This is a genomic window from Stenotrophomonas maltophilia group sp. RNC7 (genome assembly GCF_030910085.1).
GTDB lineage: Bacteria > Pseudomonadota > Gammaproteobacteria > Xanthomonadales > Xanthomonadaceae > Stenotrophomonas > Stenotrophomonas sepilia.
The window spans coordinates 1-457 of the sequence record NZ_JAVFVN010000140.1 but is presented as its reverse complement, the minus strand read 5'-3'; the positions used below and the strand labels follow the sequence as shown (position 1 = coordinate 457).

The window sequence follows — 457 nt, the reverse complement described above, 5'->3', positions numbered from 1 at the left end:
TAAAACGCCAGTCATCATCGAAGATGAGGTGATGATCGGTGCCAATGCCGTCATATTAGAAGGTGTGAGAGTAGGAAAAGGAGCCGTTGTAGCAGCAGGAGCGGTCGTAACAAGTGATGTTTTAGCAGGTACTGTTGTGGCAGGAACACCGGCAAGGGTCATCAAAGAAAAAGATGAAAAGACTGCGGAAAAAGTAAAACTACTAGAGGATTTAAGATAGGAATAAATCCATTTTTGCCTAAAGGAAGGAGGGTGTCATGAAGACTTTACATGAGCAAGACCAAGAATATATACTGAATACCTACAAAAGAGGAAATCTTGTAATTGAAAGAGCAGAAGGTTCCCATCTTTATGATATGGAAGGGAATAGATACTTGGATATGTATGCGGGCATATCTGTAAACAATTTGGGTCATGACAAAAAAATAGTGGAAGCCATGGTACAGCAAGCATCAAA

The 457-nt window shown here is 40.5% G+C and carries 2 protein-coding genes; both read left to right on the top strand.

The window, feature by feature from the left end; translation table 11 throughout:
* A partial coding sequence (locus tag RCF13_RS01760; RefSeq protein WP_308140768.1) for a DapH/DapD/GlmU-related protein occupies positions 1-220 on the top strand: 220 nt, incomplete at its 5' end.
* A 37-nt stretch (positions 221-257) separates the two neighbouring features.
* Positions 258-457 (top strand): aminotransferase class III-fold pyridoxal phosphate-dependent enzyme (locus RCF13_RS01755; protein ID WP_308140767.1); only part of this gene is annotated, 200 nt, incomplete at its 3' end.